1 protein-coding gene is annotated in these 275 nt (G+C 40.4%); it reads right to left on the reverse strand.

Annotation, left to right across the window (positions count from 1 at the left end):
• Window positions 1-275 (reverse strand): transposase (locus tag HC026_RS12585; RefSeq protein WP_168926229.1); only part of this gene is annotated, 275 nt, incomplete at both ends.

A 275-nucleotide genomic window follows, 5' to 3' on the forward strand; every position in this document is an offset into this window, starting at 1 on the left:
ATTTTGATGGAATAAGCGCCAATGAGATTTTAATATTCGATAGAGACGTGAACGGTGATCAGAGATCGTCTGAAAAGCTTGAATACGAGCTTGATCAAGGACTCGTCCAGCCAGTTGAATAATGTGAAATCGATCAATAACAATCTCAGCATTGGGGAAGATCCGTTTAATAAAGTGACAGTATTGAGCGTTCAGATCAACGACCACGCTTTGAACCCGCTGGCGTTCAGTTAAAGAATATCGGTTGATGAAGTAATCCATGATTTGAGTCGTTA

The sequence above is a fragment of the Secundilactobacillus angelensis genome, assembly GCF_012641075.1.
Classification (GTDB): domain Bacteria; phylum Bacillota; class Bacilli; order Lactobacillales; family Lactobacillaceae; genus Secundilactobacillus; species Secundilactobacillus angelensis.